Origin of the sequence: Microbulbifer echini (genome assembly GCF_041447225.1) — a bacterium.
GTDB classification, from domain to species: domain Bacteria; phylum Pseudomonadota; class Gammaproteobacteria; order Pseudomonadales; family Cellvibrionaceae; genus Microbulbifer; species Microbulbifer echini.
Window position 1 is genome coordinate 82,926 of record NZ_JBGMEL010000010.1, and the last position, 23,907, is coordinate 106,832.

At 55.1% G+C, this 23,907-nt stretch carries 23 protein-coding genes; 5 read left to right on the plus strand and 18 right to left on the minus strand.

What is annotated here, in order from left to right; translation table 11 throughout:
• Window positions 1–38 precede the first annotated feature (38 nt).
• The 10 genes from ACCI51_RS11410 to ACCI51_RS11455 all read right to left on the minus strand — a co-directional run bounded on the left by ACCI51_RS11410 (window position 39) and on the right by ACCI51_RS11455 (window position 11,033).
• Window positions 39–917 carry a hypothetical protein gene (locus ACCI51_RS11410; protein WP_371843650.1) on the minus strand — a complete coding sequence of 293 codons (879 nt, stop codon included), beginning with the start codon at window positions 915–917 and terminating at the stop codon, window positions 39–41.
• Window positions 918–1,096: 179 nt separating this feature from the next.
• A complete protein-coding gene (lysS, locus tag ACCI51_RS11415; RefSeq protein WP_299584316.1) occupies window positions 1,097–2,581 on the minus strand; it encodes a lysine--tRNA ligase in 1,485 nt (494 codons plus the stop codon).
• A gap of 83 nt (window positions 2,582–2,664) precedes the next feature.
• A protein-coding gene (gene prfB / locus ACCI51_RS11420; protein WP_299584319.1) for a peptide chain release factor 2 occupies window positions 2,665–3,760 on the minus strand; the annotation gives its coding sequence in 2 pieces (ribosomal slippage) (window positions 2,665–3,687 and window positions 3,689–3,760; 1,095 coding nt in all).
• A gap of 98 nt (window positions 3,761–3,858) precedes the next feature.
• The gene (locus ACCI51_RS11425) at window positions 3,859–4,254 is read right to left on the minus strand and encodes a MerR family transcriptional regulator (RefSeq protein WP_299584322.1); all 396 of its coding nucleotides are present in this window, start codon (window positions 4,252–4,254) and stop codon (window positions 3,859–3,861) included.
• Between the two features lie 48 nt (window positions 4,255–4,302).
• On the minus strand, window positions 4,303–4,755 hold the full coding sequence (locus tag ACCI51_RS11430) for a hypothetical protein (RefSeq protein WP_371843652.1): 453 nt from the start codon (window positions 4,753–4,755) through the stop codon (window positions 4,303–4,305).
• A gap of 33 nt (window positions 4,756–4,788) precedes the next feature.
• The gene (locus ACCI51_RS11435; RefSeq protein ID WP_371843653.1) at window positions 4,789–5,409 is read right to left on the minus strand and encodes a LysE family translocator; all 621 of its coding nucleotides are present in this window, start codon (window positions 5,407–5,409) and stop codon (window positions 4,789–4,791) included.
• Window positions 5,410–5,417: 8 nt separating this feature from the next.
• Complete coding sequence (locus ACCI51_RS11440; protein ID WP_299584331.1) at window positions 5,418–6,329, minus strand: DMT family transporter; 912 nt, start codon at window positions 6,327–6,329, stop codon at window positions 5,418–5,420.
• A 78-nt stretch (window positions 6,330–6,407) separates the two neighbouring features.
• Complete coding sequence (gene recJ / locus ACCI51_RS11445) at window positions 6,408–8,135, minus strand: single-stranded-DNA-specific exonuclease RecJ (protein ID WP_371843654.1); 1,728 nt, start codon at window positions 8,133–8,135, stop codon at window positions 6,408–6,410.
• 46 nt (window positions 8,136–8,181) lie between these two features.
• Entirely contained in the window at window positions 8,182–9,594 is a 1,413-nt protein-coding gene (gene thrC, locus ACCI51_RS11450; RefSeq protein ID WP_371843656.1) for a threonine synthase, read from the minus strand.
• Window positions 9,595–9,680: 86 nt separating this feature from the next.
• On the minus strand, window positions 9,681–11,033 hold the full coding sequence (locus ACCI51_RS11455; RefSeq protein ID WP_371843724.1) for a homoserine dehydrogenase: 1,353 nt from the start codon (window positions 11,031–11,033) through the stop codon (window positions 9,681–9,683).
• A gap of 357 nt (window positions 11,034–11,390) precedes the next feature.
• Here ACCI51_RS11455 and ACCI51_RS11460 point away from each other — a divergent pair, with 357 nt between their 5' ends.
• The 3 genes from ACCI51_RS11460 (at window position 11,391) to aspA (ending at window position 14,962) form a co-directional block, all read left to right on the plus strand.
• Window positions 11,391–12,401 (plus strand): asparaginase, encoded by a 1,011-nt coding sequence (locus tag ACCI51_RS11460; RefSeq protein ID WP_371843657.1) that lies wholly within the window; start codon window positions 11,391–11,393, stop codon window positions 12,399–12,401.
• 153 nt (window positions 12,402–12,554) lie between these two features.
• Window positions 12,555–13,367, plus strand: coding sequence for a helix-turn-helix transcriptional regulator (locus tag ACCI51_RS11465; RefSeq protein WP_299584344.1), 813 nt, complete (start codon window positions 12,555–12,557; stop codon window positions 13,365–13,367).
• A 128-nt stretch (window positions 13,368–13,495) separates the two neighbouring features.
• Window positions 13,496–14,962, plus strand: coding sequence for an aspartate ammonia-lyase (aspA, locus tag ACCI51_RS11470; RefSeq protein WP_366525566.1), 1,467 nt, complete (start codon window positions 13,496–13,498; stop codon window positions 14,960–14,962).
• A 48-nt stretch (window positions 14,963–15,010) separates the two neighbouring features.
• Here the strand turns inward: aspA and ACCI51_RS11475 are convergent, their stop codons facing one another.
• The 6 genes from ACCI51_RS11475 to ffh form a co-directional block, all read right to left on the minus strand.
• Window positions 15,011–15,763: a DsbC family protein gene (locus ACCI51_RS11475; protein WP_299584347.1), complete on the minus strand. Its 753-nt coding sequence runs from the start codon at window positions 15,761–15,763 to the stop codon at window positions 15,011–15,013.
• A 383-nt stretch (window positions 15,764–16,146) separates the two neighbouring features.
• A complete protein-coding gene (gene rplS / locus ACCI51_RS11480; protein ID WP_455363778.1) occupies window positions 16,147–16,503 on the minus strand; it encodes a 50S ribosomal protein L19 in 357 nt (118 codons plus the stop codon).
• A gap of 74 nt (window positions 16,504–16,577) precedes the next feature.
• Complete coding sequence (gene trmD, locus ACCI51_RS11485; RefSeq protein ID WP_371843658.1) at window positions 16,578–17,342, minus strand: tRNA (guanosine(37)-N1)-methyltransferase TrmD; 765 nt, start codon at window positions 17,340–17,342, stop codon at window positions 16,578–16,580.
• An 11-nt stretch (window positions 17,343–17,353) separates the two neighbouring features.
• Window positions 17,354–17,893 carry a ribosome maturation factor RimM gene (gene rimM, locus ACCI51_RS11490; RefSeq protein WP_371843659.1) on the minus strand — a complete coding sequence of 180 codons (540 nt, stop codon included), beginning with the start codon at window positions 17,891–17,893 and terminating at the stop codon, window positions 17,354–17,356.
• A 22-nt stretch (window positions 17,894–17,915) separates the two neighbouring features.
• Complete coding sequence (gene rpsP, locus ACCI51_RS11495) at window positions 17,916–18,155, minus strand: 30S ribosomal protein S16 (RefSeq protein ID WP_299584359.1); 240 nt, start codon at window positions 18,153–18,155, stop codon at window positions 17,916–17,918.
• Window positions 18,156–18,302: 147 nt separating this feature from the next.
• Complete coding sequence (gene ffh / locus ACCI51_RS11500; protein ID WP_299584362.1) at window positions 18,303–19,724, minus strand: signal recognition particle protein; 1,422 nt, start codon at window positions 19,722–19,724, stop codon at window positions 18,303–18,305.
• 205 nt (window positions 19,725–19,929) lie between these two features.
• Between ffh and ACCI51_RS11505 the strand changes: the two genes are divergently transcribed.
• Window positions 19,930–20,730, plus strand: coding sequence for a cytochrome C assembly family protein (locus ACCI51_RS11505; RefSeq protein ID WP_299584365.1), 801 nt, complete (start codon window positions 19,930–19,932; stop codon window positions 20,728–20,730).
• 91 nt (window positions 20,731–20,821) lie between these two features.
• On the plus strand, window positions 20,822–22,093 hold the full coding sequence (locus tag ACCI51_RS11510; protein ID WP_371843660.1) for an HlyC/CorC family transporter: 1,272 nt from the start codon (window positions 20,822–20,824) through the stop codon (window positions 22,091–22,093).
• Window positions 22,094–22,113: 20 nt separating this feature from the next.
• On the opposite strand, the gene rnhB is transcribed toward ACCI51_RS11510, so the two are convergent.
• A complete protein-coding gene (rnhB, locus tag ACCI51_RS11515; protein WP_371843662.1) occupies window positions 22,114–22,734 on the minus strand; it encodes a ribonuclease HII in 621 nt (206 codons plus the stop codon).
• Window positions 22,735–22,750: 16 nt separating this feature from the next.
• On the minus strand, window positions 22,751–23,899 hold the full coding sequence (lpxB, locus tag ACCI51_RS11520) for a lipid-A-disaccharide synthase (protein ID WP_371843663.1): 1,149 nt from the start codon (window positions 23,897–23,899) through the stop codon (window positions 22,751–22,753).
• Between the last annotated feature and the right edge of the window lie 8 nt (window positions 23,900–23,907).

Sequence of the window (23,907 nt, forward strand, 5' to 3'; positions counted from 1 at the left end):
GATCTAAATCAGCCACTAATCAGAAAAAATTATTCTATTTACCAGCGCCAAGTCACTGCTAGATAGGGCCCATGCTCAGTAATATCATAAGCAAAGCGCCCATCAGAGAGACGGCCGGAATAATCGATGCTGTAATACTGGTAGCCCAAGCGCAGTGAGGTGGTTTTCCAGGCGCGCCAGTCTAACCCTGCTAATACATTCCACTGCAAATCATCACCACCAGCTCCGAAACCGCCGATTTCGGTACGCGCTCCCAGTGTCAGGCAGTCATTCAAGGCAAAACCCACACGGGTGCCAATAGTGGGTTCCCACCAGCTTTTGCGGCCGCCCAGGCGATTTTGTACTTCCGGCATTCTGCCAATATCAATACCCACGCGGGCTTTCACTTCCTGCCTGAGGCGATTCCAGCGTACTCCCGCACCTATATCCCAAAAATAGCGACGGTCGCTTTCATTAAAATGCCCTTGCAGTACTCGGTAAACACCAAAGGCAGCAATCCACCCCTGGTGAACATCCACATTAACATCGATATCAATATTTATATCCAACTGGGGATTTCTGGGGGGGGCAACAGTCGTCCCCTCATTTAAATTCAAGTGTACATAGTAGAGGTCGGAAACCAAGCCAAAACGCCCTTTCCAGGCCTCCAGGCGAACAGAAAAAGCCGTATTAAGAAGCTCCAAGGTTTTCTTTAAATTCAGATCCACATCCACAGTGGTATCCGCCACTGTGGCCTGCCCTTCGGTACGCAAGGGCAGGAAAATATAGGGGGTGGCCACAAAGCGCCAACCATCTGGCTGTGAAACAACCGCTGTATTTGCGAAGTTGTGTTCCGGTGTCGTTTGAGCCTCGGCCACGCAGCCAATTAGTAGCGCTGCGAGTCCATTAAAGATTACTGCCGCTTTATTTGCCGCCAAGACCACCTCCATGTAATGGTTTTACCGAGGTTCAATCTCGATAAGCATCCATTAAGGATAGATAGCGCTCGCCTGAGGGAATTTACCGAAGGGAAACCGCCGCGCCGGATGTGGCGCGGTGGCAGTGCGCACTGGGGACAGTGCGCAGGGCTTACTTTGCCGCCCTATTTATCGTTCGCCTAGTCATTTGCTTCCGGGCGCATATGCGGGAACAGCAACACGTCGCGAATCGATGGGGAGTTGGTAAACAGCATTACCAGACGGTCGATACCGATACCTTCACCGGCGGTGGGCGGTAGGCCGTACTCCAGCGCACGGATGTAGTCGGCATCAAAGTGCATGGCTTCATCATCACCCGCGTCTTTCTCGGCTACCTGAGCCTGGAAGCGCTCGGCCTGGTCTTCGGCGTCGTTCAGCTCGGAGAAGCCATTGGCAATCTCGCGGCCACCAACGAAGAACTCGAAGCGGTCGGTGACAAACGGATTGTTATCGTTGCGACGCGCCAGCGGAGACACCTCGGTGGGGTATTCCGTGATAAAGGTCGGCTGGTCGAGGCGGTGCTCTACGGTCTTCTCGAAAATCTCGATCTGAACCTTGCCCAGGCCCCAGCTTTCCTTCAGCGGGATATCCAGTTTTTCTGCCACGGCGCGAGCAGATTCGATCGTGTCAATATCGGCCGCAGTCAATTCCGGGTTATAGTGCAGGATGGAGTCGAACACGGATAGGCGCGCGAACGGCTTGGAGAAGTCGTAACTGCTGTCCTGGTATTCCACAGTGGTGGAGCCCAGTACATCCTCACAGATACCGCGCAGCATCTTCTCGGTGAGATCCATCAGGTCGTTGTAGTCCGCGTACGCCTGGTAGAACTCGAGCATGGTGAACTCGGGGTTGTGGCGTGTGGACAAACCTTCGTTGCGGAAGTTGCGGTTGATCTCGTAAACCCGCTCAAAACCGCCGACCACCAGGCGCTTCAGGTACAGCTCGGGGGCGATGCGCAGATACATATCAATATCCAGCGCATTGTGGTGTGTCACAAAGGGACGTGCGCTGGCGCCGCCGGGAATCACCTGCAACATAGGCGTTTCCACTTCCATAAACTGCTGGCCATTCAGGAACTGACGGATGTACTCGACAATTTTGGAGCGCACGCGAAACACTTCACGCGCTTCCGGCGTTGCGATCAGATCTACGTAGCGTTGGCGGTAGCGCAGTTCCTGGTCGGCGATGCCATGGAATTTCTCTGGCAGCGGGCGCAGCGCCTTGGTCAGCAGGCTGTACTCTTCACAGTTGACGTAGAGATCACCCTTGCCAGACTTGTGCAGGGTGCCTTTTACGCCGACGATATCGCCAATATCCCAGGTGCCGAAGCGCTCTTTAATATCTTTTTGCGCAGCTTTGTCGGCGTAGAGCTGAATGCGATCCGAGACATCCTGAATCACCATGAAGGGGCCGCGTTTCGCCAGGATACGTCCCGCTACGCACGCCCGTTTACCCAGTTCTTCCAGCTCCTCTTTCTGTTTATCGCCGAACTCCGCTTGCAGGTCGGCAGCGAGGTTCTCGCGGCGAAAACTGTTGGGGAAAGCATTGCCCTTCTCGCGCAGAGCGGAAAGCTTGGTGCGGCGCTCGGCGATCAGTTTGTTTTCGTCTTGCTGGATATCAGTCATGGTGATCTATCAGTTTTGTGAGTGATATTGCCCCCCTCCCGTTGGTGAGAGGCGAGGGACGCGGTGAGGGTGGAGCCCCCGAATCAGAGACCGGCTTTCAGGCTGGCTTCGATAAACTGGTCCAGGTCTCCATCCAGTACTGCCTGGCAGTTGCTGGTCTGGACATTGGTGCGCAGGTCCTTAATACGCTGGTCGTCCAACACGTAGGAGCGGATCTGGCTGCCCCAACCGATGTCGGCCTTGCTGTCTTCCATGGCCTGCTTTTCTGCATTGCGCTTGAGCATTTCCTGCTCGTACATTTTTGCACGCAGCATTTTCCAAGCTTTATCGCGGTTTTGGTGCTGGGAGCGCTCACTCTGGCACTGCACCACAATATTGGTTTCCAAGTGGGTCAAGCGCACCGCAGAGTCGGTTTTGTTTACGTGCTGACCACCGGCGCCAGAAGCGCGGTAGGTATCTTCGCGCACCTGGGATTTGTCGATATCAATTTCAATATTGTCATCGATTTCCGGCGAGACAAATATCGAGCTGAAAGAGGTATGACGGCGGTTGCCGGAATCAAAGGGCGATTTGCGCACCAGGCGATGTACCCCGGTCTCGGTGCGCAACCAGCCAAAAGCGTGGTCTCCAGCAAAATGTACGGTGGCACTCTTGATACCCGCGACTTCCCCGGCGGAAACCTCTTCCAGGGTTGTCTTAAAACCGTGGGCCTCACCCCAGCGCAGATACATGCGCAATATCATTTCCGCCCAGTCCTGAGCCTCGGTGCCACCAGAGCCCGCCTGGATATCCAGGTAGGCGTTATTCTCGTCATTTTCACCAGAGAACATACGACGGAATTCCAGCACGCCCAGCTGCTGTTGCAGGTTTTCGATCTCGGCGGAAACCTCTTCCACAGAGTCCTCGTCGTTCTCCTCTACCGCCATCTCCAGCAGCTCGCGGCAATCGGCAATACCCGAGTCGAGGTTTTCGATGGTGGTGACAACAGTTTCCAGGGAGGCGCGCTCGCGCCCTAATTCCTGCGCGCGATTGGGATCGTCCCAAACGCTCGGCTCAGCCAGTTCCAGTTCGACCTCTGTTAGGCGTTCTTTCTTGTTGGCATAGTCAAAGATACCCCCTAAGAACGTCGGTGCGCTCTGCGAGGTCTTTTAATTGATTGAGGAGGGGATTGATTTCCATGAATTCTCAGTCTTCCGACAAAAATAAAGCGGCGCGTATTCTACCGCAGCGCGCAGGGGTACTGCCAGTCGGCCGGTCAGCAGAAACCGACGAAATTCTTATTCGCAAGGCTGGCCGGAAAGCTGCTCTAAAATCGCGCAGCGCGGGGAATCATCACCGGCACAGCTGTCTACAAAGGACGCCAGGGAAGCACGCATTTCCAGCATATCGCGCAACTGGGCTTCCAGCCTTGAGAGTTTTTCACGCACCAGCTGTTGGGTTACTCTACTGCGCCGACCGGGGTTGTCGCGCAGCTCTAACAGGCTGCGCACCTCATCGACAGAGAAACCACTGGCACGGGCGCGCTGGATAAAGCGCAGAGCCTCTAGGTTCGCCTCGCTGTAATCGCGATAACCATTCGCCCGCCGCGCAGGAACCAGAAGCCCAGTCGATTCATAGTGGCGCAGCGCTTTGCTACTGAGGCCCGACTGCTGCGCCGCCTGGGAAATGTTCATTGCCAATACTCACCCCATTTACTGCTTTTAGTGCCCGGCGGCCTCTCTTTAGGCGCTATTGTCCCGGCACTCGGAAAACTGATACTGCATCTGCTCCGCAGGGTCGTAACCCAGTTCCAATGCCGCATCCAGTGCATCCATGCTGACCAGGTGCAGCAGTATATCTCCAGTGGGAGCGCCGCATACCGCTGGATACATTCGGTCTGTGCGCACCCCGCAGCGAGATTCCTGCACCATTACGCCGTTCTCACGTAATTTAGCCAAGCTCTGTTGCAGGGTCACACCACCACCCTCGCACTGCTTGCGGCCGCTCTTGCGGTAAACCCAAACCAGCTCGCCCGGCCTGGGTGCTGGAGGACTCGATGCCACTTCAGGCTGGCTGGCACCCCGAGTATTTTCGGCCTGATTTTCCACTGCCTTTTCCTCCCTGGCTCCACCACAAGCCGCCATGGCCACTGCCAGAGTCAGCGTAAGCAGAGTGGACAACATCGTTTTCACCATCGAACGTCCTCCATAAAGCGATGGCCACCCAGCTCAGGACAAAGCCAACCAGGCTCCCACCAATAGCATCAATGTACCGGAAATACGGTTTATCAGACGCACATTCTCCGCGCGCTCCAACAGGCGACTGAGAGCCTGACCACCCCCAGCGTAAATCAGCAAACACAGGGTTTCCAGCAACAGTATGGTGACAATCAGCACCGAAAGTTGCGGTGCCAGTGGCTTGCCTTGGTTAATAAAGGGCGGTAATAGCGCAATGAAAAACGCCCACCCCTTGGGATTGGCCACAGCGGTAATAAATCCCTGCACCAAAAGCGCCTTTGCCGAGGGCCGGCCACGCCCTTTAGCCTCATCGAGTACTGCCAATTGACCCTGCGCGCGCCACATCTGTAAGCCAATCCAGATAAGGTAGGCCCCGCCGCAGTATTTGAACACCTGAAACACCGAGGGGTACTGCGACATCAGTACGGCGGCTCCAAGCACTGAAGCCAGTGCCACCAGGGCAACACCAACCAGCTCACCGATCATCATCCACAATGTGTGGCGCACCCCCACAGTGATCCCCAAGCTAAGTGCCAACATCATGCACAGCCCCGGCGTGACCGAGGCAAAGAAACTGGCCGGGACAAAAAGCGCGAGTACCGATAAATCCATAAGCTTTCCTAGTGGTGTGTACCGCTGTGATTTCCAAAGTGGCTGACCAGCATTCCAGCCAGCATCAGCCCACAGCCGACCAACTCGCGGGTATTCAATATTTCATTGAGAAACAACCAGCCCGCCGCCAGCGCAAACACCGCCTCCAGGCTCATAATTACAGTGGCATGGGAGGGTGCCGCATAGCGCTGAGCCAGTAACTGGAACGTAAACGCCAGCGCCGTAGAAAAAATCATCATGTAGGCAATGGGCCAAGCCGCATCTACAGCCGACTGAATTGTGGCCTGCTCAGTAAAGAGTGAGGCGAGGGCCGATAGCAGGCCGCACATCAGAAACTGTATACAGGCGAGGCGCAGCGCATCGTAACGCTTGACTAGGCGATCGGCGGAGAGCACCTGAATGGCGAACACAAAGGCACTGGCAAACACCATCAGATCGCCTATTAGCTGTGACTCCTCACTAAAATCTGCGAGCGAATAGAGGCCAAATAAAGCCAAGCCAATACCCGCCCATGTCCAGCGGTTGGTTTTATGACCGAGGGACAACCCGATGACCGGTACCAATAACAGGTAAAAACCGGTAATAAATCCCGCGCGACCGGCAGTGGTATAGAGCAGACTCACCTGCTGCAGTGCCGCGCCGAGAAACAACCAAAAACCGAGCAGGGCTCCGCCAGGCAAACAGGCTTTCCAACGGTGATTGACGTGCCCGCCATCCACCTCAACGGGCTGAGCATCCCGCCGCGATGAGAGCCAGTAAACAATCGGCACCAAAATCAGACCACCGAGAATAAAGCGCCAGGCATTGAACGCCAGCGGCTCTATATCCGCCATGGCAATCTTTTGCGGTACGAAGGCGACACCCCAAAACAGCGCCGCCAATAACAGTAGGGTTTCCGCCTGTACTTGTTTGCGTTTCACGTCTTCAACTTCCAACCACTTTTTAAAAACCGGTGTACACAGGCTCCATGCGCTGCACAGCGGCCAACAAAGGTGTCCTTATACGGCTTCCAACAGGCTCACCATTAACTGCAGGGACTCGCGCCCACGAAACTCATTCACGTCCAGTTTAAAAGCCAGCCGCACTTTCTCGGCGGCCTGCGGCCACTGATCGGTGTCCACATTAAAGGCGATGGCATCGAGTGCCAGCTGGGGCGCCTGTGGTGGGGCCACTACCATTTTCAAATGGCGCTCGCCGACAATGCGCTGCTGCAGTAGCAGGAACTCCCCGTCGAAAATAGGCTCAGGAAACGCCTGCCCCCAGGGGGCGCAGGTGCGCAGCAGGGTAGCGGTGTGCAGGGTGTAATCCTGTACCTCCAGCTCGCCATCGGAATCGATCACCGCCTGCAGCTGGTTTTCATCGAGACGGCTGCGCACTACCCGCTCAAACTCGGCGCGGAAGGCATCGAGGTGTTGTGCGGGCAGGCTCAAGCCCGCCGCCATGGCGTGACCACCATACTTACTGATCAATTCGGGATTGGCCGCGGCCACATCGCTCAGTGCGTCGCGGATATGCAGGCCGGGTATGGAACGCGCGGAACCCTTTACCAGCCCGTTATCTCCCTCGGCAAAAGCAATCACCGGGCGGTGGAATTTTTCCTTGATGCGGCTGGCCAAGATACCCACCACGCCCTGGTGCCAATTGGCATCGTAGAGACACAGGCCCCAGGGAATCTCCCCTTCGAGACTCAGGGTTTCCAGCGCCGCCAGTGCCTCCCGCTGCATGCCCTGCTCAATCGCCTTGCGATCCCGGTTGAGCATATCCAGCTCCCCCGCCAGTTCGCGAGCCTCGCCCGGGTCACGTGTCAGAAGGCAGCGAATACCGGTGCCAATATCGTCCAGGCGCCCGGCCGCATTGATACGCGGTCCCAGTATAAAGCCGATGTCGGTGGTGGACAGTCGGCGCTGGTCGCGCCCGGCCACTTCAAGCAGCGCGGAGATGCCGGGGCGGCAGCGGCCGGAGCGAATGCGGGCGATCCCCTGATGCACCAGAATACGATTGTTGTGATCCAGGGGAACCAGGTCCGCCACAGTGCCGAGGGCGACCAAATCGAGGTACTCGGCCATATTCGGTGGGGATATCCCACTTTGCTCAAACCAGCCACACTCCAGCAAGGCGCTGCGCAAGCGGCTGAGCAGATAGAAGATCACCCCGACACCGGCGAGATTCTTACTGGGAAAATCGCAGTTCGGCTGATTCGGATTGACGATCGCATCGGCATCCGGCAGCTCACTACCCGGTAGGTGGTGATCCGTCACTACCACGGTCATACCCGCCGCCTTGGCCGCGGCCACCCCGTCGATACTGCTGATGCCGTTATCCACGGTGATCAGCACATCCGGGCCACAGCCTTTGGCTACCTCGACAATTTCCGGTGTCAGGCCGTAGCCAAAATCAAAGCGATTGGGCACCAGGAAATCCACTCCCGGCGCCCCCATGGCCCCCAGCGCCAGCACGGCGAGGGTGCTGCTGGTGGCGCCGTCGGCATCGAAGTCGCCGACAATCAAAATTTTCTGCTGCGCCCGGATGGCCTCCACCAGCAGAGCCACGGCCGTTTCCAAACCGCGCATAAGCTGGGGTTTCTGCAACTTGACGAGGCTGTGGTCCAGGGCCTCCTCGCTGACGATGCCACGCCCGAGTAACACTCTCTGCAAAATCTGTGGGGTTTCAGAAGTAAAACGGCCAGTGGAAAAATCCACTGGCCGTCGCTGAATTCTTGTAGTCATGCTCTCTCAGCTTTTTTTTATCCGGTGATCCAAGCCCCATCGGCGACTAGCAGCCACCGGACAACATGGTCACCATATAGTCATGCACCTGGGACAGGTCGTTGGGCAGCACCTTGAGCCGCTCTTCGCGCTCCCAGAGGTTCTGCATATGGGCCGGCAGGGGAATTTTGGTTTGTGGCAGCGCTCGCGCCACAGCGTCGGGGAATTTTGCCGGGTGCGCGGTAGATAAGCAAACCATGGGCTGCTCGGCGGAGCGGCGCACTCGTCGCGCGGCCTCGACGCCGATGGCGGTGTGAGGGTCGAGCAGATAGCCAGTTGCCGCAAACTGCTCGCGAACCACCTCCACAGTGCGCGCATCATCGACCCGATAACTGGAAAACACGTCCTGCGCACGCTCCAGGGCCCGCTCACTCAGATGCATAGGCGCACCCCGGTCCGCCAGTAACTCCGCCACTGCAGCACCGTCGCGCCCGTACAAATCGAACAGCAGGCGCTCGAAATTACTCGACACCATAATGTCCATGCTCGGCGAAAGGCTGTGAACTAACGGTTGGGGCCTATGGTCGTTGGCGCTGATACAGCGGTGCAAAATATCGTTGGCGTTGGTGGCGATCACCAACTGGTCAATCGGCAGACCCATTTGCCGCGCCAGGTAGCCGGCAAAAATATCACCAAAATTGCCGGTAGGTACCGAGAAATTTACCGTTTTGTCGGGCGCACCCAAGCGCACTGCGGCGTAGAAGTAGTAGACAATCTGCGCCATGATACGCGCCCAGTTGATGGAGTTGACCGCAACCAGGCGGCGCCCATCGGGCAGGAAGGATTGGTTGGCGAAACTGGCCTTCACCATATTCTGGCAATCATCGAAATTGCCATCCATAGCGATATTAAACACATTGTCCGATAGCACCGTGGTCATCTGCCGGCGCTGCACCTCTGAGACTCGGTTGTGGGGGTGCAGGATAAAAATATCGATATTGTCACAGTGGCGGCAGCCTTCAATCGCCGCTGAGCCGGTATCCCCGGAAGTAGCCCCCATCACCACTACGCGTTCCCCGCGCTTTTTTAGCAGATGATCGAACAGCTGACCGAGGAACTGCAGGGCAAAGTCCTTAAAAGCCAAGGTTGGGCCATGAAAAAGCTCCAGTATCCACTCGTTGGTATCCGTCTGCACCAGTGGTGCCACCGCTCTGTGACGAAATTGGCTCTGATTCCGGTTATAGGAGCGCCCAATAATATCCCGCAGCTCACGCTCACTGAGGTCCTCACCTACAAAAGGCTGGATAATCGTGAAAGCTAGTTGTTCGTAATCCATGCCCGCCATCGCGGCGATATCGCGGCGGGAAAACTGCGGTAGTGATTCGGGTACATAGAGGCCGCCATCGTTGGCGAGGCCGGTGAGTACGGTATCGGCAAAAGAGAGTGACGGCGCGTGGCCGCGAGTGCTGATAAATTTCACGGTATTATTTCGCTCTTGAATCTAGCGGGGCTTAAAGAATATTGGCGCCCCAAAGTGAGAGCGCCATACAGCAATAGCGGCAGTGATCAGCCGAGGCTTTCCACACGGATTCGCACCACATTCCCCTCGACAGTATCCAGGGCTTCAATCTGGGCAACCGCCTCGCGCAAGCATGCTTCCCTGGCACGGCTGGTAAGAATGACTACTGGCACCAGCTCCTCACCTTCCATCGGCTCGTGCTGAATCAGGGCCTCAATACTAATACCCTGATCGCTGCAAATGGTGGCCACCCTGGACATAACACCGGGCTTGTCGTGAGCAGAGATACGCAGGTAGTAGCTGGTGACCACGTCTTCTTCAGGCAGAACCTGTGTATCACCCTGCTCCGCCAGCGCCACGCCTGCGGCGGGCACGCGCTGGTCCGGTTTGGCATTGAGGGTGCGCGCCACATCCACAATATCGGCAATCACTGCGGAAGCGGTGGCCTCGGCACCAGCACCAGCACCGTAGTAAAGCGTCGGCCCCACCGCATCGCCATTCACCAATACCGCATTCATTACGCCATTCACATTGGCAATTAAGCGGCGCTGTGGAATCAGGGTTGGGTGTACACGCAGTTCCACCCCCTGATCCGTGCGGCGGGCGATGCCCAGGTGCTTGATGCGGTAACCGAGTTCATCTGCATAGCGAATATCCTCCGGGCAAACCCGGCTGATACCCTCGGTATACACCTTGTCAAAGGCGAGCGGTATAGTGAACGCTAGCGAGGCCATAATGACCAATTTATGGGCGGCATCGATCCCCTCTACATCGAAAGTGGGGTCTGCCTCGGCATATCCCAGGGCCTGGGCCTGGGACAGAGCGTCATCAAAGCTCCGGCCCTTCTCTCGCATTTGTGTGAGGATATAGTTGCCAGTGCCGTTGATAATACCGGCGAGCCACTCGATGCGGTTGCCCACCAACCCCTCTCGCAGGGATTTGATGATAGGAATTCCTCCAGCGACAGCGGCCTCATAGGCAATACTCACTCCCTTATTCGCTGCCTGCTCAAACAGCTCATTGCCGTGCTCGGCGATCAGCGCTTTGTTGGCAGTGACCACGTGTTTGCCATTTTCAATCGCCGCCAATACCAGCTCGCGAGCCACGGTGGTTCCGCCGATCAGCTCAACCAAGATATCGACATTGGGATTATTAGCGACTTCAAAAATGTCGCGGGTCACACTCAATGCACTGGTATCGCAATCGGGATTGTCACGGCGGGCTCCAACCTGTTCTATCACCACCGCTCGACCACAGCGCGCAGCCACCTCTTCCCCATTGCGCGCCAGGACATTGATCGTACCGCTGCCCACAGTCCCCAAACCGCAAACGCCGATACGCACGGCGCGCTGCGACTTTTCGGCAACCGTTTGGTCCGCCGCCTCTGCAACTTCATCAATTGTTGCGCTCACAAATTCCCTCCGCGCGCTGGCTCCCGGCAATGCACCGCCAATTTTCAAGGTGCCGCGCCAGAAGAAGGCGCAATAAAAGCAAACAAAAACTATAAAAGATCGACAACCTTACCGAGCAGAAAGTAAAAAAGTCAATAAAATTGCGCAACCCCGCCATACCCCTCGACACAAGCGCAGCTGAAACTTCTGTCACCAAAAAGCACCCTTGGAAATAGGATCCATCCTCAGTAGATGCTATAAAAGCATCTACTAGCATCAGGTACCGACAACCTGCGAAATTGCATCCACCGCGCCTTTTCCAAAAAATGGGCGCACTGAAAAACGAACTCAGATAGCGGTCGAGTGATGAAAAAAACCCTAATCCTTTATACCGGCGGAACCTTGGGAATGCGCCGCAGCGAATCCGGCTATGTGCCGGATGCCGATCTCGAAGGTGCACTAGGGCGCCTCCTACAAGATGTGATTGGCCAGCTGCCGAGCTATGACTTCCAGGCCCTCGACCCACTTCTCGACAGTGCCAACATGCAACCGCAGGACTGGTACCGCATCGCTTCCCTGATACGCGACAACTATAGCCACTACTCGGGCTTTGTTGTGCTGCACGGCACCGATACCATGGCCTATACGGCCTCCGCCCTGTCTTTTGCCCTGCAGGGGTTGGCCAAACCGATAGTAGTCACTGGCTCACAAATCCCACTGCGGGAAATGCGTAGCGATGCCTACAATAATCTGATTGCCGCCTTACTGCTCAGTGGTTCCGACAACATTGGCGAGGTCTGCCTCTACTTTAACGGCAAACTGCTGCGCGGCAACCGCGCCGTAAAAGTCAGCTCCGGCTCTCTGAATGCCTTTACCAGCCCCAACTATCCAAGCCTCGGCGAGGTGGGTATCCAGGTCAACATCGACTCCAACGCCTTATTAATGCACGGCGACACCCCGCAGTTCGAGATTCCCGAGCGCGCCGATGGCAATGTTGTACTGGTAAAATTATTCCCCGGAATCACCTCGCTATTTCTCAGTAAAATTATCGAATCCCGCCCGCGCGGCATAGTGATTGAAACCTACGGTACCGGCAACGCGCCGACCGACAATGCAGCATTTACCGCCCAACTGAAAAGGGCTGCGGAACTGGAGATCATTTGTGTGGCGGTTTCCCAGTGCCTGGAAAACCATGTGGATCTCGGAAAATATGCTGCGGGCTCAGCGCTATTGCACGCCGGTGTAATTGGTGGTTTGGATATGACCAGCGAAGCGTGCTATGCGAAATTAAATCATTTACTGGCCATGAATTATTCAACCAGTAAAGTTAAAACGCTGATGGAAATCCCCCTTTGTGGAGAGTGTACGCCCTCATAGCACCAGCCGGAATGGATTGAGAAACGCAGAGGGAACCTGCTCGAAAATTCCGCTGTAAATATTCATTTCGCCCGCTCCATATGGGGTGAAATAAACCGGGTCCACGACTAGTTTCAAGGGGACTCTCAGGGCACTGGTAACAGATATTCCTCAATGAGCAATAATTTTTCGCAAAACTTGCGCCTACTGTGCAGCTTTTATCGCTCGATCGCTGAGGTGTGCCGGCGCATGGGTGTCAACCGAGCACAATTTAATAAATACCTGAACGGCAACACCCAACCTTCACAATATACACTCAATAAGATCTGCCACTTCTTCGGTGTCGAACCCCATGAAATCCTGATGCCACAGGAACGCTTCGAACAGATTATTCGTGTTCGCAGCGCCTCTAGCACAATAGAGCCCGCACGCCCCTACACTCCAGGTATCGATCTGCTGATCCGGGAGTCTCAGGGGCGCGCGGACAAGTACTTGGGTTTTTACTTCGAGTATCACTATTCAATGACATTTCCAGACCACATTATTCGCAGTTTGCTGCATATCGAGTCAGATGGTGAAGGGTATTATTTTCAGCGTTTTGAGCGAATGCGTTATCCAGACCGTGAGGAATGGTATAAGTCCCGCTACAAGGGCATGCTGCTCTTTCTCTCCGAGCGAATTTTTCTAATTGGCTACGAGGCTCTGACACACAACGAAATCGCCCAGACGATTCTCTACCCTACCTACAAAAGCCGGGTAAGTTATTTATCTGGGCTCAAGCTGGGCGCCTCCGCCAGTGACCGGCGCGAGCCCGTGTGCACAAAAGTGTTATTGGAATCCCTCGGGCGAAAAATCAGCATTAAAAATGCGTTAAAACTATGCGGGGTCTTCGGCCCAGATTCCGATGAAATTAACCGCAGTATCCGCGAAAACATCCGGGCTACAAATACCGAAGGTCCCCAGAGTTTTTTTGCCACGCCACTTTAACAATTAATTCCTATAACGGGCCCAAATAATGGGCCCGAGCAATAACAACAATGGGCAACCCCGAACCCAGGCTAATCTCTGTTCCCGGTGTATTTGCCCCGCAAAGATGAAGAGAAAACAAAAACATTATGACGAACGATTTCCACACTCTAAAACCCATGCCCGTATTCAGCGCCGGCGGTATATCTCGCACAGAGAAAGACCTACTTGGAGAGCGGGAGGTGCCGGCAGATGTTTATTTTGGTATCCAGACATTGCGCGCCCTGGAAAACTTCCAGATTACCGGCATCACCCTCAACCACTTCCCCAACCTGGTCAAAGCCCTGGCTATGGTCAAGAAGGCGGCAGCACGCGCTAACCGCGAACTCGGCTACCTGGAGGAGGATTTGGAGACGGCCATTGCCGATGCCTGTAGTGAGATTATCGATGGCAAATTACACGATCAATTTCTGGTGGATATGATTCAGGGCGGTGCTGGCACATCGACCAATATGAATGCCAACGAGGTAATCGCCAACCGCGCTTTGGAGTTATTGGGACACAACAAGGGCGAATACAAAAAGGTTCACCCTAACAACCATGTCAATCTGTCGCAGTCCACCAACGATGTGTACCCCTCCTCTATCAATCTGGCGGTACTACTCAGTTACAACGATCTTGTGCAATCCATGGAGGCGCTTTGTATTGAGTTTGACAGCAAAGCAAAAGAGTTTGCCCACGTAATTAAAATGGGGCGCACTCAGTTACAGGATGCGGTGCCCATGACCCTGGGCCAGGAATTTGCCGCTTTTGCCGCAACTATTCGCGAGGATGTGGCCCGGGTTAAAGAACTGGTTGCTTTATTTAATGAAATCAATATGGGCGGCACCGCAATTGGCACCGGCATTAACACCGACCCGCAATATCGCCAGCTGGTTGTTTCGGCCCTCTCAGAAATTTCTGGAATCGATTTTGTCTGCGCGGAAAACCTGGTTGAGGCCACCTCGGATATGGGCGCCTTCGTGATGTTTTCCGGTGTAATGAAACGCATCGCCGTAAAAATTTCAAAGATTTGTAGCGACCTACGCCTACTCTCCAGCGGCCCGCGAGCAGGGCTCAACGAAATCAACCTACCGCCGATGCAACCGGGTTCTTCGATTATGCCCGGCAAGGTGAATCCGGTGATCCCCGAGGTGGTCAATCAGGTGGCCTATCAGGTCATCGGCAACGACCTGACGATTACCCTGGCGGCCGAGTCTGGTCAGCTGCAGCTGAATGTTATGGAGCCAGTCATCGCCTTTAACCTGCTGCAATCCATGCGCCTAATGACCCAGGCTATGAATACGCTCGCCCAGCGCTGCGTCAATGGCATCAGTGCGAACGAAGAGCACTGTCGACAAATGGTGGAGAACAGCATCGGCCTGATTACCGCAGTTAACCCGTTTATCGGCTATGAAAATGCGACTCGTATCGCCCAGCAGGCACTGTTGACTGGTGCCAGCGTCAAGCAATTGATTCTCGAGGAGGGATTGCTGAGTGAGGAAGAGTTGAATGACATTCTCGCACCGGAGAATATGACGCAGCCACGCAAGGTGGCCCTTAAGAGCCCGGCCTGAGTATCAATAGCGGCCCGCCAAAGTGGGGCCGCTATTTCCACGAAACGATTAGATACCCAGTTCTTTAACCAGGGAAGCTGGCGGCAGATAGCCGGGCACGACCCTGCCATCCTCCATAACAATGGTGGGAGTACCGCGCACATCAATCTCCTCGTTGCCCAACTTATATTGCGCGGCAACCGGATTGCTGTCACAGACCTTCAAGGGCACATTTTCACGGTTTTTCAGCGCCGTCAGGGTTTTGTTACTGTCATCGGCACACCAGGCTGTTGCGAGCTTGCGGTAACCCAGAGATTGCAGGCCGCCGCGCGGGAAAGCCAGATATCTGACTTCGATTCCGCGTTTATTTAACTCGGGAACATCCTGGTGCAGTTTGCGGCAGTAGCCACAGTCCACATCGGTAAAGACATAAATACGCGCCTTGGTTTCCCCTTTTGGTGAGAAGACGATCATATCGTCGACACTCTGGGTCCCCATCACTTGGGCGCGACGGCCAGCCCTGCGCCCTTCCGAGAGATTGGCAAAGCCACCACCACTCTTCACCTGAAATAGGTCTCCAAGGATAAAGTGGTTGCCGTCGCCAGAGACAAACAGGGTACTGCTGCCTCCATCAAGCTCCACTTCGTAGAGCCCTGCAATGGGGGTTTCGCGCACTTCACCATACTCTGGCTTGGGATTGCTAGCCTCAAGACGGGCCTTGATTGTCTTCGCAATGTTCGCGTCGACCTCCGCAAGGGCCGCTGGCCCAAACAAACCGAGCAGCACTCCAGCGAGTGCCAGCGGCTTCTTGAAAAGCATCATTAGCGATTGCTCCTTAAATTCTCAATGAGATTCGACTCGAACGTCGCCCTTCAGTTCCAGCCAGTATGGCAGCTGCTCACCATATCAGGCTTATATGGCGCGTTTTAACATATTTGGGCACCCGGAACTACGAATAAATAGCCAAGTTGTGCGCTGATAAACCAATACCGAGAAATGATGTTCCCGGGGAGTACATACGGGAGAGTTTTGTGACCCAAGTTCAGAAAAAGGGGAAATACGATAAGGTAACAACGGCAGGCGTAGTTTTGAGCCGCTAGCTGACAATTTGAACTGAAAGGTAAATTTAGCGCAAAGGGCAGATTTTTGGCATAAAAAAGCCGGGGCTGTAACCCCGGCATTTTTGTGAGCTGTAAGAGAGGTGCCTAGTTAAGCTTCTCTTTAATACGTGCGGCTTTACCAGTTAGGCTGCGCAAGTAGTACAGCTTGGCCTGGCGCACGTCACCGCGACGCTTAACCTTGATGCTGTCAACCATGGGGCTGTGGGTCTGAAAAGTACGCTCTACACCAACACCGTGGGAAATCTTGCGCACAGTGAAGGAGGAATTCAGGCCGCGGTTACGCTTGCCGATCACCACACCTTCGAACGCCTGCAGACGCTCGCGGTTACCTTCTTTTACTTTTACTTGAACGATGACAGTGTCGCCCGGCGCGAAGGGAGGTACTTCGCTCTTCAGCTGTTCCTGCTCCAGCTGCTGGATAATCTTATTAGTCATTTGGATTTGCTCCCAAATAGAGTTTATGTAGCTTCTCAGCTAGTTCACCGAACTACTCTCGCCTCCCGGCGAATCCGGCATCAAGTTTTGTCGGGCTTCCGCTCCTGCTGGATTTCCTCCAACAGCTGCTTCTGCTCCTTATTCAGCTCCAGCCCCTCCAGAAGATCGGGCCGACGCTGCTGTGTGCGCGCCAGTGCCTGCTTCAGGCGCCAGCGGCGTATTCTTTCGTGATTGCCCGAGAGCAACACATCCGGTACCGCTACTCCCCGGTACTGTTCCGGCCGGGTGTAGTGGGGACAGTCGAGCAGACCAGAGGAAAAAGAGTCCTCAACCGCCGACTGATCGTGTCCGAGAGCACCGGGAATCAGGCGGGTAATCGCATCCACCATTACCATAGCAGCCAACTCACCACCACTTAGGACATAGTCACCAATAGACCACTCTTCATCGATCATAGATTCGACGATACGCTCATCTACGCCTTCATAGCGCCCGGCCAACAAAACTAGGTTGCCAGCATTAGAGAGGTCTTCGACCCCGCGCTGATCCAGCTGCTGTCCTTGCGGTGACAGGTAGATACTGCGTACAGCCTCGCCCTCTTCCCCAGCCCAGGCGCGTGCCGCCTCCAGGGACTGATAAAGGGGTTCAGCCATCATCACCATTCCAGGGCCACCGCCATACGGGCGGTCATCCACTGTGCGGTGTTTGTCACTGGTGAACTCCCGAGGGTTCCAGCAGCGTACTTCCAGCAGACCATCTTTGACGGCCCGCCCGCTGACACCATACTCGGTCAGTGCGGCAAACATCTCCGGAAAAATGCTTACCAGAGCGATTCTTTTTACCATCGCTCAGCGCCTTAAAAAGCCGGGTCCCAGTCGACGGTAATTACACCGGCTTCCAGGTCTATATCTGCAATAAACTGGCCCGGCAGATAGGGAATCAAGCGCTCGCGCTTGTCCACTCCTCCACGCACCACCAATACATCGTTGGCGCCAGTTTCCATCATGCGAGCGACATTGCCAAAATCGTGCTCCTCGCCGCCAAAACGGCTGATAACCCGCAAACCCACTAGCTGGTGCCAGTAATACTCACCCTGCTCGAGTTCAGGCATCAGGTCACGTGCTATAGCAATATCACGCTGGCAAAGTTGAGCCGCCAGATCGCGGTCATCCATGCCTTTCACATGTATGATCAACCCTTTGCCATGACGCTTGCCAGCGTCAATATCCAAGGGCTCCCAGCCTTTCGGCCCCCGCAACCACCACTTGGGGAATTGCAGGATGTTGTCCATCGGCTCGGTATAGGAGTGAACCTTAACCCAGCCGCGCACACCATAAACGGTCGTTACGCGCCCAACTGTGACCAGCTGCTCGGAAGGTTTTCCGTTATCTGTCACAGACGCACCACTTACACGCAAATTAAGCGGTTTCTTTCAGAAGCTTGCTGACGCGGTCAGAAACCTGTGCGCCGTGACCCAGCCAGTAGTCAACGCGCTCACGATCAACGCGCAGACGCTCTTCCTGACCACGGGCAACCGGGTTGAAGAAGCCAACACGCTCAATGAAACGACCGTCGCGAGATTTGCGGCTATCGGTCACGGTCAGGTGATAAAACGGGCGTTTCTTAGCACCGCCACGAGCCAAACGAATGGTTACCATGTAACTTTCCTGTAATTTTAAACACTTGGCGACAGCATTAAGCCATCACCCAAACAACTTTGCCGGCAGCTCACCCCCGGCTGAAAGGCGGCGTATTCTAATGTACCGCCAGAGATTTGTATAGCGCCTCATTGGGCGCCAAAGGGCCTACTTTTTCTTGAGTCCAGGCGGGAGCCCGCCGGGCATACCACCCATTCCACCGAGCCCTCCGGGCATGCCCCCACCGGCCCCTGACATCCCGCCAAGGCCGCGCATCATCTTGCTCATCCCCCCGCCTTTGAGTTTTTTCATCATCTTGCCCATCTGCTTATGCTGCTTGAGCAGGCGGTTGAGATCCTGCAGCTGGGTACCGGAACCGGCGACGATACGGCGCTTGCGAGAGCCGTTCAGCAGGTCCGGATTGCGCCGTTCTGCAGGGGTCATAGAGGAGATAATCGCATCCATACGCTTGAATTCTTTGCCCATATCCGCCTGCTGGGCAGCTTGCGCAACACCGCCCATACCGGGCATTTTTTCCAGCAAAGAGCCGAAGCCGCCCATATTTTGCATCTGTTGCAGCTGGTCGCGCAGATCTTCCAGATCGAAGCCTTTCCCCTTTTGTACCTTTTTGACCAGCTTCTCGGCCTTCTCCCGATCGATCTTCTGCTCTGCCTCTTCGATCAGAGACAGGATGTCGCCCATGCCCAGGATACGAGAGGCAATACGGTCCGGGTGGAAAGTCTCCAGGGCATCGGTCTTCTCACCAACACCGATAAACTTAATTGGCTTGCCAGTCACATGCCGCACTGAAAGCGCCGCACCGCCGCGGGCATCGCCGTCCGCCTTGGTGAGAATAACGCCAGTGAGTGGCAGGGCCGCATTAAAGGCACTGGCGGTATTTACCGCATCCTGGCCGATCATGGCATCGATAACGAACAGAGTCTCCGCCGGGTCCAGTTCGCTGTGCAGGTCCCGAATCTCATCCATCAGCTGGCCGTCAATATGCAGGCGACCCGCGGTATCCACGATCAATACATCGGCAAACTGTCTGCGCGCGGCGTCCACAGCACCCCTGGCGATATCCAGAGGTTTTTGATCTGAAGTAGAGCCGTGGAACAGGGCGCCCACTTCTCCAGCCAGAGTTTCCAGCTGCTTGATGGCCGCGGGGCGATATACGTCCGCACTCACCACCATGACCTTTTTCTTTTCCCGTTCCTGCAGGTATTTGGCCAGTTTGGCAACACTGGTGGTTTTACCAGCGCCCTGCAGACCCGCCATCAAAATAACTGCCGGGGGCTGAACCGCAAGATTGAGAGGCTCTGCCGCCGCACCCATGACCTTGACCAGCTCATCCTGAACAATCTTGACGAACTGCTGGCCCGGATTCAGGGCCTTGCTAACCTTCTGCCCCACAGCAGCTGCGCGCACTTGCTGTACAAAGGCCTTCACCACAGGTAGGGCGACATCCGCCTCAAGCAGGGCTTTGCGCACTTCGCGCAGGGTATCGCGGATATTGTCATCGGTCAGGCGCGCCTTGCCGGTGACTTTTTTTAGGGCCGCCGATAAGCGGTCACTCAGGTTATCGAACATAAATTCGTCTCGATTTCTCCGATTGCGGACAGGACCCCGGTGCGGAGGGCCGCGAAATTTTGGGGGGAGCTATCTCCAACTCCCACTCTGAGGCGCGGCAGTATAGCCCAGGTCCTGTCACAGCCGAAATATCACCAGATCTTCCCTGTTAAACCGGGCTGTGACACACTCATCCTCCTCTGCTTAGAAGATACGGATCTAATCAATGGCGGCATTCGCCCACTGGACGGCCATCGCGCTATATATAGCCACTACTATTGTCGCAGCCAGAGCACTCGCCCGGGAAGAACAGCCTAATCGAAAACTACTATTGGGACTGCTCGCCGCCGCTCTGGCTACCCATGGAGCCTCCCTGGTATATACACTGTACTCCCCCGATGGCTATCGCTTTGACCTGCTGGCAATGCTGTCGCTCATCGCCTGGGTAGTAAACCTGTTACTGCTAATCTTGGCCGCTGGCCGCCCGCTTACTCTGCTGATACTCATTTTTGCCCCGGTTGGAGCGCTGACTGAGTTTGCAGCTTCGCATACCTGGGGGCCCGTAGCACCCCACCAGCAGCTATCCTCGGGTATCGCCGTGCACGCCCTATTATCAATCTCTGCTTACTCCCTACTGACCCTGGCCACCCTGCAAGCCATTTACCTCTATTACCTGAACCAGCAGCTGCACAATCACAGGCCCGTGGGGGCAATGCGCCTGCTCCCCCCCCTGCAGAGCATGGAGTCATTACTGTTTGGCCTAATCACTTTCGGACAACTGCTGCTAACCGCCTCTCTGATTACCGGCTTTGTGTTTGTCGGCAACCTGTTTGAACAGGGCCCTCTCCACAAAACAGCACTCTCTCTCATCGCCTGGGTGCTTTACAGCATTCTTCTCTGGGGACACTGGCAATGGGGCTGGCGCGGCAACACCGCGGTTCGCTGGACCCTGTGCGCTTTCATCGCTTTGATGCTGGCGTACTTTGGCAGCAAGCTGGTTATTGAAGTGATTCTCCAGCGCGGCTAAAACGAGGCAAAAAGTAGATAACGACCGGAAAACTTGCGGAGATTGCCGTTCTGTTCCAATATCTCCGCTTAGAAATAAAAAGAGTTCTCCCTTGAACGAGATGCCCCCGGGCCTGCTGTTTAGCCTGCTGGCCCTGCTGATTGTAATATCGGCTTTTTTTTCCAGCTCCGAAACCAGCATGATGGCACTGAACCGCTATCGCCTGCGCCACCAAGCCAAAAATGGCCATCGCGGAGCGAAACGGGCAATGGAGCTGCTCGCCCGCCCGGACAAGCTGATCGGCGTTATCCTGATCGGCAATAACCTGGTCAACATTCTCGCATCGGTTATTGCCGGTGCTGTTTTCACTCAGCTTTATGGTGATGCCGGTCTTCTTTATGCTACCGGTGCCCTTACCATCGTCATTCTCATTTTTGCCGAAGTTACCCCCAAAACAATCGCCGCACTGCACCCAGAGCGCATCGCATTCCCTGCATCCTTGGTTTTGCGCCCCCTGCAATGGCTTCTGACCCCTTTTGTACTGCTAGTGGGCAGCATCTCAAATGGCCTTGCGCGGCTAGTCGGCGTGGAAACAACCTCAGGCGGCGAAGCGGAACACCTGGCCCCAGAAGAGCTCAGAAGCGTTGTATTTGAGTCGGGCGCGCTGATACCCAGCAAGCACAAAGGCATGCTTCTCAATGTCCTTGACCTGGACCAGGCCACCGTTGAGGACATTATGATTCCGCGCAACGAGGTGATGGGCTTAGACCTGGAAAACAGCGCCGATCAAATTCTCCAGCAGCTGGCCGAGAGCACCTATACCCGCTTGCCAGTTTATCGAAGCGACATCAATCAGGTCGTGGGTATACTACATTTGCGCCGCGCCGCACAGATTTTGCGCGATGGCCCAGACAAACTCACCGCCGAGCGCCTCAAGTCCTTTACCGATGAACCCTATTTTGTACCAGAGGCCACTCCACTCCCCACTCTGCTAATGAACTTCCAAAAAACCAAGCGCCGCATGGGGTTGGTGGTGGATGAATACGGCGAAGTCATGGGGATCGTAACCCTAGAGGATCTACTGGAGGAAATCGTCGGAGACTTTACCGCGAGCCCAGTGCCGAGTGACGATGAAGAAATTGTCGCTGTTGATGGGGGCTGGTATATGATTGAGGGCGGCACCTCCATCCGCGATATCAACCGCACCTTAGGTTGGGACCTCCCCACCGACGGCCCCAAGACCTTTAACGGTCTCGCCATGGAACACCTGGAAAGCATCCCGGATGGCAATATTAGCTTGTATATCTTCAATTACCTGGTAGAAATTGAAGCAGTATCGGACAAGATGATCACCAAGGCCCGAATTAAAAAAATTGACCGGTAACTGAAAGGTCGCAAGGTCTGCTATTCGGCAAAGTCTACCAGTAACTTTCTTACCGGAGCGAAACTTACCCTATGCACAGGGCTCGGCCCTAACTGCTGCAGGGCTTGGATATGGGCTTTGGTCGGATAACCTTTATGGCCGGCCAGCCCATAACCCGGAAACTTTGTATCCATCGTCACCATCTCCCGATCCCGGGTAACTTTTGCCAAAATCGAGGCGGCAGCGATCGCGGCAACACGTCCATCCCCCTTAATAACGGTATCACAAGGGTATGACCAGTCTGGCTTTTTATTGCCGTCCACCAAAACAAATTCCGGCTGAACTGGCAACTGCCCAACCGCACGGTGCATAGCCAACAAACTCGCCTGTAAAATATTCATCTGGTCGATTTCCGCCACTGTCGCACGGGCAACAGCAAAGCTCAGTGCTCGCGCACAGATTTCATCAAAAAGTAATTCGCGCTTTTTTTCGCTGAGTTTTTTGGAGTCAGCCAGGCCTGTAATTGGCTTGGCAGGATCGAGAATAACCGCCGCTGCCACTACATCACCCGCCAGCGGACCGCGGCCAACCTCATCAACCCCAGCGAGCAATTCACCTTTGTACGGACAAATATACGGGGGCAATTCTTTTTTAACGCTCATAAATCCAACAACCCCATCACTTTAAAAGGGAACAGACAGCATCCGCCGCCCGCTCAGACGCATTGCGGCGCAGTTGCTGATGAAGATCATCAAACTCGCGCTGTAGCTGATCGCTGAGCAACGGGTCCTCAAAATAACGCATCAGGGCAGCGCCGAGGTTTTCAGGGGTGGCATCGCTTTGCAAAATTTCTGGCACTAGCTCTCTTTGTGCCAATAAATTCGGCAGTGAGACCCAGGGCGTATGCAACATGCGCGAGACAATGGCATAGGTAATTCTACCCAGCTTGTAGGCAACCACCATGGGCTTCTTCAGCAGCATTGTTTCCAGGGTCGCTGTTCCCGAGGCGATCAGCACACAATCTGACACACCAAGCGCCTTTTGTGAATCTCCCAGAAGTAGTGTTACTGGAAGCCCGGGGTACCCCTCTAACTGCTCCTGCAGTTCGGCGAGGCGCTGCTCATTGGCCGCAGGCAAAACAAATTTGAGGTCGGGGTTGCGCTGGTGGCACCAGCGGGCCGTTTGCAAAAATAGCGGGCCAAGTAAGCGTACCTCCCCTCCCCGACTCCCCGGCAACAGAGCGATCACCCTGTCATCAACCTTAAATCCCAGCTCTGTGCGCGCTGCAGAATTATTGACCTGTAAGGGAATATCATCGGCAAGGGGATGCCCAACAAAAGTGACGGGCACCTGATTTTCCCGGTAAAAAGCCGCCTCAAAGGGCAGCAACGTGAGCATATGGTTAATCGCACGCGCAATCTTCTTGATGCGTCCTCGCCGCCATGCCCATACTGAAGGGCTGACATAATGCACCGTACAAATACCCTCAGCCTTGAGGGACTCCTCCAGGGATAAATTAAAGTCCGGAGCATCGATTCCGATAAACAGGTCTGGAGGGTTTTCTAAGAAATGCTCCCGCAGGGTGCGGCGAATTTTTAATAATTCCGGCAACCGCTTTAAAGGCTCGACCAGCCCCATAACTGAGAGGCGCTCCATGGGAAATAGAGACTTGGCTCCCAAGGCTTGCATACGCGGACCGGCAATTCCCTCAAACCGGACTTCAGGCAAACGCTTTTGCAGAGCCTGAATCAGTCCCGCACCCAGAATATCTCCAGAGGCCTCGCCAACAACAACCCCTATACGAACCGGCCTATTATTTTCTGACACGCCTAAAA